The following is an 8318-nucleotide window of genomic DNA, read 5'->3' as shown; positions in this document are numbered from 1 at the left end:
CCTGACGGCGGCCGGATCGTCAGCCACAGGTGTCAACCTATGGCAGGACGGGTCATGCTTCGCTTTTCTGTGAGGCAAGGCTTTGCAGAGGCCCGCAAATGCATTGCATTGCGGGTCAGGCCGGGTGCACACGGAAAAACCCGGTAGTGCGGGCCGCTGGCCGGCATCCCACAGCCAGCGATGCTCCCAACGACCACCGACCAACCGGCGTGGCCTACTGCCCCACCGCCACGGTGAACACCACGCGGTTGTCGGCCAGCTTGCCGGAGTTGTCGCGGCCGTTGCCGTCGGTGCCGTAGTAGCCCAGGCCCAGCGTGACCATCCCGAAACTGCGGTTCACCCCGACGTTCCAGTCGGTGTAGTCCTTGGCGATGCCGTCTTCGAAGGTGCTGCGGCCCACGTTGGCGGTCAGGTTGAATTCCTGCGGCAGCGCCCACTCGGTGCCCACCGCGTAGTACCAACCGGTGGTGTCGGTGTTCCAGACATCGTTGGTGTAGGCCACCGTCAGGTTGTAGTGCTCGGCGAAGGTGGTCTTGGTGATCAGCTCGGTGTAGGCCAGCTCGCTCGCACCGGGGTAGCTGTAGTGGTTGACCATCACATCGAAATTGACGTGCTCGCTGACGTCCACGCCGTAGCCGATGAAGTAATCCACCTCGAGGTCCGGGCTGCCATCGCCGAAGTCCACGCCCGAGCCCCACACGCCCGCATATAGCCCCACCGGGGAGGTGTAGGTGAAGCCGGCCTGGCCGGTGGGGTTCTCATCGGTCTGGGATACGCCACGGAACACGTAGTCCGACACGCCGGTGATGTTCCAGCTGAAGGGAGACGCGGCCTCGTCCTGGGCACTGGCGGCAAACGGGGCAAGCAGGGCGGCGCAGAGCACAGCGGCGGCGGTACAGCGCGTGGCGTGGTTCATGCGGGGTCTCTCCGGGGCATGGGGTGGGCGGTGCGGCGGGGTTTACGGATTTTTAACCTGATTGATATTGCGATGCAACAATCACGTGTGCAACCGTCCGCCGGCAGGACCCGCTTCCCGGCCCCGCCGCCGGCCCCGCCGCCAGGCAGGGACAGGTAAAATCCCGGGTTTCCCGTGCCGAAGACTGCCTGCCATGAGCGATGCCACCACCGCCCCGCTGACCCAGCACTATGTTGAAGAACTGGAGGCGATCCGCGCCCAGGGCCTGTTCAAGTCCGAACGCATCATCACCAGCCCCCAGTCGGCCGAGATCACCCTGGACGACGGGCGCACGGTGCTCAACTTCTGCGCCAACAACTACCTGGGCCTGGCCGACCACCCCGACCTGATCCAGGCGGCCAAGGACGCCCTGGACAGCCACGGTTTCGGCATGGCCTCGGTGCGCTTCATCTGCGGCACCCAGGACCTGCACAAGCAGCTGGAGCGCCAGATCGCCGACTTTTTCGGCAAGCAGGACACCATCCTGTACGCCGCCTGCTTCGACGCCAACGGCGGCCTGTTCGAGCCGCTGCTGGGCGAGCACGATGCGATCATCTCCGATGCGCTCAACCACGCCTCGATCATCGACGGCGTGCGCCTGTGCAAGGCCAAGCGCTTCCGCTACGCCAACTGCGACATGGCCGACCTGGAAGCCCAGCTGCAGGCGGCCGACGCCGCCGGCTGCAGGACCAAGCTGATCACCACCGACGGCGTGTTTTCCATGGACGGCTTCATCGCCCCGCTGGATGAGATCACCGCGCTGGCCAAGAAGTACAACGCCCTGGTCCATATCGACGAATGCCACGCCACCGGCTTCCTGGGCGCCACCGGCCGCGGCTCGGCCGAGGTCAAGGGCGTGCTGGAGAAGATCGACATCATCACCGGCACCCTGGGCAAGGCCATGGGCGGCGCGCTGGGCGGCTTCACCTGCGCCAGCGCCGAGGTGGTGGAGCTGCTGCGCCAGCGTTCGCGCCCGTACCTGTTCTCCAACTCGCTGCCGCCGCACGTGGTCGCCGCCGGGATCAAGGCCTTCGAGATGCTGGCGGCCGCCGACGACCTGCGCCGTACGCTGGCCGACAACACCGCCTACTTCCGCGAGAAGATGACCGCGGCCGGTTTCGACGTGAAGCCCGGCGTGCACCCGATCAGCCCGGTGATGCTGTACGACGCGCCGCTGGCACAGCGGTTCGCCGAGCGCCTGCTCGAAGAAGGCATCTACGCGATCGGCTTCTTCTTCCCGGTGGTGCCCAAGGGCCAGGCCCGCATCCGCACCCAGATCAGCGCCGCCCACACCCGTGCGCACCTGGACCGCGCGATCGATGCGTTCACCCGTATCGGCGCCGAGCTGGGCGTGATCAAGGGCTGACGCGCGCACACCGGGTAGCGCCACCCCATGGGTGGCCGCTCTCCGCGGCGGCGGCACGAACCCCTGGCGAGGGCAGGCCTGCGTGCCCTCGCCGGCTTACGCCCCGCGTCAGCCGCCTACTTCTTCTTTTTCTTCTTGTCCTTGGCCGCGTCCTTGCTGGCCACCACCACCGGTTCGGCGGCCGCACGGGCCTGGCCGTTGCCCTTGGCCACGCGGATGCCGTTGGCCTTCATCCAGGCATCGAACTGGTCGGCCGACATCTTCTGGTCGCCCTCGCTCATCATGAAGCGGTAGCTGCCGCGCCCGTCCAGCTCGGCGGTTTTGACTTCAACGATGGTGTCGATCACCGGCGCATCGGCCTTGGCCGCCCGTTTGTGGCCACCGCAGGCGGTGAGCAGCACGGCCGGCAACAGCAGGCAGGCGCCGCGCAACAGGGGGCGGTTGAGTAGAGTGGCGTGCATGGGGGAATCTCCCGGTAGTGAATGGAACGTCGGGTACAAGGCCATCCATTGCCCGGTTCGTTCGGCCTGCCGCGCACGGGCAGGCCATGGCGTCACGGCGGGGCCACGGCGCCATCGGCCGCGGCATACAACTGGTGCAGGTCCTGGTCGCTCAGTTCACGCCAGGCACCCTTGCCCAGCGCGCCCATCGGCAGCTGGCCGATCGCCACGCGCACCAGGCGCAGCACGGTGATGTCGAAAGCACCCAGCAGGCGGCGGATGTGCCGGTTGCGGCCTTCTTCCAGCACCACTTCCAGCCAGGCGGTCTTTTCGCCACGGCGCAGCAGCGTGGCGCGCCGTGCGCGCAGCCGCTCACCCGCTTCGTCCACGCCGCTGCACAGGGCCTGCAGCAGGGCGTCATCGGGGATCGCGTCGATCTGCACGTGGTAGGTCTTGTCCGGCCCGGTGGTCGGATCGGTCAGGCGTGCGGCCCACTGCGGGTCGTTGCTGAACAACAGCAGCCCTTCGCTGGCCTTGTCCAGGCGCCCGACCGGCGCGATCCACGGCAGGCCAGCCCCATCGAAACAGCGGTAGACCGTGTCGCGGCCCTGCTCGTCCTGGGCGGTGGTGACCAGGCCGCGCGGCTTGTTGAGCATGAGGTGGAGGCGGCGTGGCGCGTCCAGCGAGCGGCCATCGACGTGCACCTGGTGGCGGCCGTCGATGATGGGAAACTCGGGGTTGTTGATGACGCGGCCATCCACGGTGACGCGGCCGGCTTCGATCCAGCGTGCCGCCTCGGTACGCGAGCACAGCCCGGCCTTGGACAGGACGCGGGCCAGGCCATGGCGCGGGGCACCGTCGGTGCGTGCGGGACTTGCCGGTGACGCACGCCGCTCGGGGCGGCGTGGTCGCGATGCAGGCGCGGCAGGGGGCCGGCGTGTGCTCATCGTGTTCCGCGCAGCGCGCGGCTTACTTCTTCTCGCCCGGCTTGGTCTCAGCCGGTGCTTCAGCCGCCGCCGGGGCGGCCGCGGGGACCGGGCGCGCCTTGACCACGCGCACGCCACGCGCCTTCATCCAGGCATCGAATTCTTCGGCGGTCATGCGCTTGCCGTTCTGGCTCATGTCAAAGCGCCAGGGCGTATTGTCGAATTCGGTGGCCGGCTTGTAGGCGGCCGGATCATTGGCCTTGATCGCCGGCGCGCCGGGCATCGCCTTGGCGATGTTCTGGCAGCCGTCGATGCGCAGGCGCTGCAGCACGCGGTCCAGCGACTGCTGCTGGTCGTAATTGGAGGTCAGCACGCCGGCGGGCATGCCCAGCTGGACGTTGCGGATGTACAGCTCCTCGGCGACCGGGGCGATGGCGGTGGCCGGCAGCGGCAGCGGCGAGGCGCTGATGGCATGCGCCGAGCAATCCACGGCTGCGTAGGCGGTGGGAACCAAGGCCAGGCCGAGCGCGGCGGCCAGTGCGATACGCAGCATGGGATGCATCCAGGGAAAAGGGTGACGCGGCGAGTTTAACAGCGCCACAACGGCTTTCAAGATCCCACATTCAATGAATACGGCAACTTGTTGGATTTATTGCTGATTTCTTGCCTAACTCCTAAAGGCAGTCTCCGATCACCCTTCCGCGGGCATGAGGGCCCCGTAACGGCCGGCAGGCCCCTGGTGCAAATGTCCCCCGGCCGCAAGCGGCCTCCTCCTTTATTTGGCCCAGGGGCCTACCGGCCGTTACGGGGCTCGGCTGCGGTAAGCGGGTAGAAGCCAGCCTGCTTGGCTGCTGGTCGGTGGGTCGGGCGCTGGGCGCCCATGCCCTTGGAGGCGAAATAAAGGAGGAGGCCGCCTTGCGGCCGGGGGACATTCGCCGGAAAGGGCATGGGCGCCCAGCGCCCGACCCACCGACAGCCGCGTCATCGACGCTCCCAAAGCACGCACATGCTTGTCGCCACCCGGGATGAAGAAAGAACAAAAAGAAAAGGGCCCGGCAATGCCGGGCCCTCTTCTGAGGCTGTACTACCAGAAGGATTAGTTCTGGACGTTCAGCTCGGTACGACGGTTCTTTGCACGACCTTCCGGGTTGTCCGAACCATCCGGGTTGGTGTTCGGCGCAATCGGACGGCTCTCGCCGTAGCCGATCGGACCCACCAGACGCGAAGCGGACACGCCGTTCTTGGTCAGGTAGTCATACACGGTGGTCGCACGACGCTCGGACAGCTTCTGGTTGTAAGCGTCGGTACCCTTCGAGTCGGTGTGACCGGCAACTTCAACGCGCAGATCCGGGTAACGCTTCAGGATCTCGGTGGCTTCGCTCAGGATCGCCACGGCGTCCGGACGCAGGGTCGCCTTGTCGAAGTCGAAGTTCACGCCCTTCAGATCGATGGAGACCGGCACCGGGCAACCGTCCGGACCGATGGTCTGACCCGGCTGCGAATCCGGGCACTTGTCGTCGCAGTTGTTGACGCCGTCGCCGTCGTCATCCAGGTCTGCGCAGCTCGGTGCCACCGGAGCCGGGGCAACCACAGCAGCGGTCGGGGCCGGGCCCAGCGGGATCACGACGCCGACCGAAGCCAGCACGTCGCCGAACCAGCTCTCGTCCGGAGCGGAGACGCTCTGGTCGTCGAAATCAGCGCGGTAGGCCACTTCGGCGCGGACAGCAACGCGCTTTTCGAAGGTGGTCTGCAGGCCGACGCCGACCTTGGCACCCAGGTTGCCGTCCTTGCGCTCACGCGGACCGTTCAGGTTCAGCGAGCCGTACTCTTCTTCCGACTTCTGGTAACCCAGGCCCATCAGCAGGTAGGGGTTCCAGCCGCGGCCTTCAGAGATGAAGTGGCGACGCAGGTCGAGCGACACGCCGTACTGGCTCCAGTTCAGATCCTGGTTGGCGTCGAAGTTCGGGTTCTGGTAGTTCAGCTCGCCGTCCAGCGACCAGTTGGGGCTGATGAACTTACCGAGGCCCAGGGTCACGAACGGAGCGTCGTTGGTCAGACGGTCGCTATCCTGGAAGTTGAAGCCGGCCGAACCGGTCAGGTACCAGCGGTCATCAAAATCCTGCGCCGATGCAGCCTGGGCGAAAGCCAGACCGCCCAGCAGCGCGGCAGTAAGGATCTTCTTGTTCATTGAGTACAGCTCCTATATCGGGGGTATGAAACCGGTAGAGGCATGGGCCAGCACCTGCGTCGTTTTCAGACTGCCGATTCAGCACGCCACCGCCGCGAACATTATGCTCAGGAGGGTGAAGGTGATGTTAACAGTCCCGTAACATGTGAAGACGACGGCCAGACCTCTACCCGGCCCAGCAGGTGGCACCCTATACAGGTTGATGAAATTGCGCAAGACCCAACAACGACAAGGGTTTTGACAGCCACGCCGGCCGCGCTGGCAGCGCTCGTTGCAGGGAATGGCAGCCTGCTGACCTGATGGATTCAGCGCAGGAACAGCGTCATCAGTGGTCGTTATGATGAAAGCGGATCCCGCCTTGGAGTCGCCATGAAAGCCGTAGGCCTCACCCGATACCTGCCCATCGACGATCCCGATTCACTGCTGGACCTGAACGTGCCGACACCGGGCGAACCCACCGGCAGCGATCTACGCGTGCGCGTGCACGCGGTGTCGGTCAATCCGGTGGATGCCAAACAACGTGCGCCGCGTGCACAGGAGGAACCTGCGCCGCGCATTCTTGGTTATGACGCCGCTGGCGTGGTCGAGGCCGTGGGGCCGGAGGTGACCGCCTTCGCGCCCGGTGATGAGGTGTATTACGCCGGCGATGTCACCCGCCCCGGCTGCAACGCGCAATGGCAGTGGGTGGATGAGCGCCTGGTGGGACGCAAGCCTGCCACGCTGGATTTCGCCGACGCCGCCGCCTTGCCGCTCACCGCACTCACCGCGTGGGAACTGCTGTTCCAGCGCATGCCGTTACAGTTCGATGACCGCCGTCATGCCGGCCAGGTGATGCTGATCATCGGCGGCGCCGGCGGCGTGGGTTCCATCGCCATCCAGCTGGCCCGGCATGCCGGCTTCACCGTGGTGGCCACCGCCTCGCGCGAGGCCTCGGTGCAGTGGTGCAGGCAGATGGGCGCGGCGCATGTGATCGATCACCGCCAGGCGCTGCCCGCGCAGTTGCAGGCGCTGGGTATTTCACAGGTGCATGCCGCGCTCAACCTGGCCGACACCGACCAGTACTGGGACGTGCTCGGCGAACTGCTCGCGCCGCAGGGGCATGTGGGGCTGGTGGTGGAACCGCGCGGCGCGCTGAAGATCGGCGATCCGTACAAGGCCAAGTGCATCGGCATCCATTGGGAATTCATGTTCGCGCGTGCGAAGTTCCGCACCGCCGACATGATCGAGCAGCACCGCATCTTGAGCCGCGTGGCCAGCCTGGTGGACGCCGGCGCACTGCGCAGCACGCGCAGCGCGCACCTGGGCACCATCAATGCAGCGCACCTGCGCCAGGCGCACCGCGAACTGGAAAGCGGCCGGGTGATCGGCAAGCTGGTGCTGTCCGGCTGGGACTGAGCGCCGCGCGCCGCGCCTGGCCGGGCGACGCGGCTGTCGTCGCACATTGGCGTGCATCTGTATCTGTAGGCCCGCCCCGCGGCCGCCTACAGTCACCTGCCCCCCCTGATGACGCCGCCATGCCCACCTCCCTGCCCCTGCGCCTGCTGCAATTGCTGATCGGCCTGTTCCTGTATGGCATGGGGGCGGCGGTGATGATCCGCGCCGCGATCGGCGTGGCGCCCTGGGACGTGCTGTCACAGGGCATCGCGCTGCAGACGCCGCTGTCCTTCGGCGTGGCCACCAACGTCGTGGGTGCGCTGGTCCTGCTGCTGTGGTGGCCGATCCGGCAGAAGCCCGGCCTGGGCACGGTGCTGAACGTGCTGCTGATCGGCCCGAGCGCGCAGTTCGGCCTGTGGCTGTTGCCGGAGGTGCACGGCCTGCCCTGGCAGGTGCCGATGTTCGTCGGCGGCCTGCTGCTGGTGGCCGTGGCCACCGGCCTGTACATCGGCGCACGCTTCGGCCCCGGCCCGCGCGATGGCCTGATGACCGGCCTGCATGCCCGCACCGGCTGGCCGATCTGGATCGTGCGCAGCCTGATCGAAGGCACCGTGCTGGTCATCGGCTGGCGCCTGGGCGGCAACGTCGGCCTCGGCACCCTCGCCTTCGCCCTCCTGATCGGCCCGCTGTGCGGCTACACCCTGCCCCTGTTCGGGATCCAAAAACCCGCCCCCGCCCCCGCAGCAGCCCCGTAAGCCGCGCCACCGCCGTACCGACCAACGCTCGCCCCCCACCCAACGCAGCGCGCACCCCCTCTGGAGAAAAGCCCCTTCTGTTGAAGGGGCGCGCCGAAGGCGGGGGTAGAGGAAACATGTGATAGCAAACCGCTTGCGGTTTGCCGGGCGCGCCGACAGGCGGGGGTAGAGGAGGCATGCGGGCGCAAACCGCCTGCGGTTTGCCGGGCGCGCCGAAGGCGGGGGTAGAGAGGGTATGCACAAGGGTCCAAGGTTCGCGCAGCGAACCTTGGAGCGAAGCGCGCGGGGGGGCGCGTAAAGGGCGGCGGGGGCGC

At 67.0% G+C, this 8318-nt stretch carries 8 protein-coding genes; 3 read left to right on the top strand and 5 right to left on the bottom strand.

Features of this window, described 5'->3' with window-relative positions; translation table 11 throughout:
• Positions 1-214 precede the first annotated feature (214 nt).
• Complete coding sequence (locus RSA25_RS18020; protein WP_332810205.1) at positions 215-916, bottom strand: TorF family putative porin; 702 nt, start codon at positions 914-916, stop codon at positions 215-217.
• Positions 917-1109: 193 nt separating this feature from the next.
• Between RSA25_RS18020 and kbl the strand changes: the two genes are divergently transcribed.
• Positions 1110-2321 carry a glycine C-acetyltransferase gene (gene kbl / locus RSA25_RS18015; RefSeq protein WP_332810204.1) on the top strand — a complete coding sequence of 404 codons (1212 nt, stop codon included), beginning with the start codon at positions 1110-1112 and terminating at the stop codon, positions 2319-2321.
• Positions 2322-2437: 116 nt separating this feature from the next.
• Here the strand turns inward: kbl and RSA25_RS18010 are convergent, their stop codons facing one another.
• The 4 genes from RSA25_RS18010 to RSA25_RS17995 form a co-directional block, all read right to left on the bottom strand.
• Positions 2438-2782, bottom strand: a complete 345-nt coding sequence (locus RSA25_RS18010; RefSeq protein ID WP_332810203.1) for a hypothetical protein — start codon at positions 2780-2782, stop codon at positions 2438-2440.
• 92 nt (positions 2783-2874) lie between these two features.
• Entirely contained in the window at positions 2875-3708 is an 834-nt protein-coding gene (locus RSA25_RS18005; RefSeq protein WP_332810202.1) for a pseudouridine synthase, read from the bottom strand.
• 22 nt (positions 3709-3730) lie between these two features.
• On the bottom strand, positions 3731-4240 hold the full coding sequence (locus RSA25_RS18000; protein WP_332810201.1) for a hypothetical protein: 510 nt from the start codon (positions 4238-4240) through the stop codon (positions 3731-3733).
• Positions 4241-4783: 543 nt separating this feature from the next.
• Complete coding sequence (locus RSA25_RS17995) at positions 4784-5875, bottom strand: OmpA family protein (RefSeq protein WP_259209936.1); 1092 nt, start codon at positions 5873-5875, stop codon at positions 4784-4786.
• A 369-nt stretch (positions 5876-6244) separates the two neighbouring features.
• Between RSA25_RS17995 and RSA25_RS17990 the strand changes: the two genes are divergently transcribed.
• On the top strand, positions 6245-7270 hold the full coding sequence (locus RSA25_RS17990) for a zinc-binding alcohol dehydrogenase family protein (protein WP_332810200.1): 1026 nt from the start codon (positions 6245-6247) through the stop codon (positions 7268-7270).
• 119 nt (positions 7271-7389) lie between these two features.
• Positions 7390-8004, top strand: coding sequence for a hypothetical protein (locus tag RSA25_RS17985; protein ID WP_332810199.1), 615 nt, complete (start codon positions 7390-7392; stop codon positions 8002-8004).
• Positions 8005-8318: the final 314 nt, after the last annotated feature.

The organism is Stenotrophomonas sp. (assembly GCF_036662295.1).
GTDB lineage: Bacteria > Pseudomonadota > Gammaproteobacteria > Xanthomonadales > Xanthomonadaceae > Stenotrophomonas.
The sequence above is the reverse complement of the archived record's forward strand: the minus strand, read 5'-3'. Positions and strand labels throughout refer to the sequence as shown.

Bases quoted from the DNA above. Each gene is read 5' to 3' on its own strand.
- RSA25_RS17995 (WP_259209936.1), bottom strand. From the start codon at position 5,875: ATGAACAAGAAGATCCTTACTGCCGCGCTGCTGGGCGGTCTGGCTTTC.
- kbl (WP_332810204.1), top strand. From the start codon at position 1,110: ATGAGCGATGCCACCACCGCCCCGCTGACCCAGCACTATGTTGAAGAA.
- RSA25_RS18005 (WP_332810202.1), bottom strand. From the start codon at position 3,708: ATGAGCACACGCCGGCCCCCTGCCGCGCCTGCATCGCGACCACGCCGC.
- RSA25_RS18010 (WP_332810203.1), bottom strand. From the start codon at position 2,782: ATGCACGCCACTCTACTCAACCGCCCCCTGTTGCGCGGCGCCTGCCTG.
- RSA25_RS18020 (WP_332810205.1), bottom strand. From the start codon at position 916: ATGAACCACGCCACGCGCTGTACCGCCGCCGCTGTGCTCTGCGCCGCC.
- RSA25_RS18000 (WP_332810201.1), bottom strand. From the start codon at position 4,240: ATGCTGCGTATCGCACTGGCCGCCGCGCTCGGCCTGGCCTTGGTTCCC.
- RSA25_RS17990 (WP_332810200.1), top strand. From the start codon at position 6,245: ATGAAAGCCGTAGGCCTCACCCGATACCTGCCCATCGACGATCCCGAT.
- RSA25_RS17985 (WP_332810199.1), top strand. From the start codon at position 7,390: ATGCCCACCTCCCTGCCCCTGCGCCTGCTGCAATTGCTGATCGGCCTG.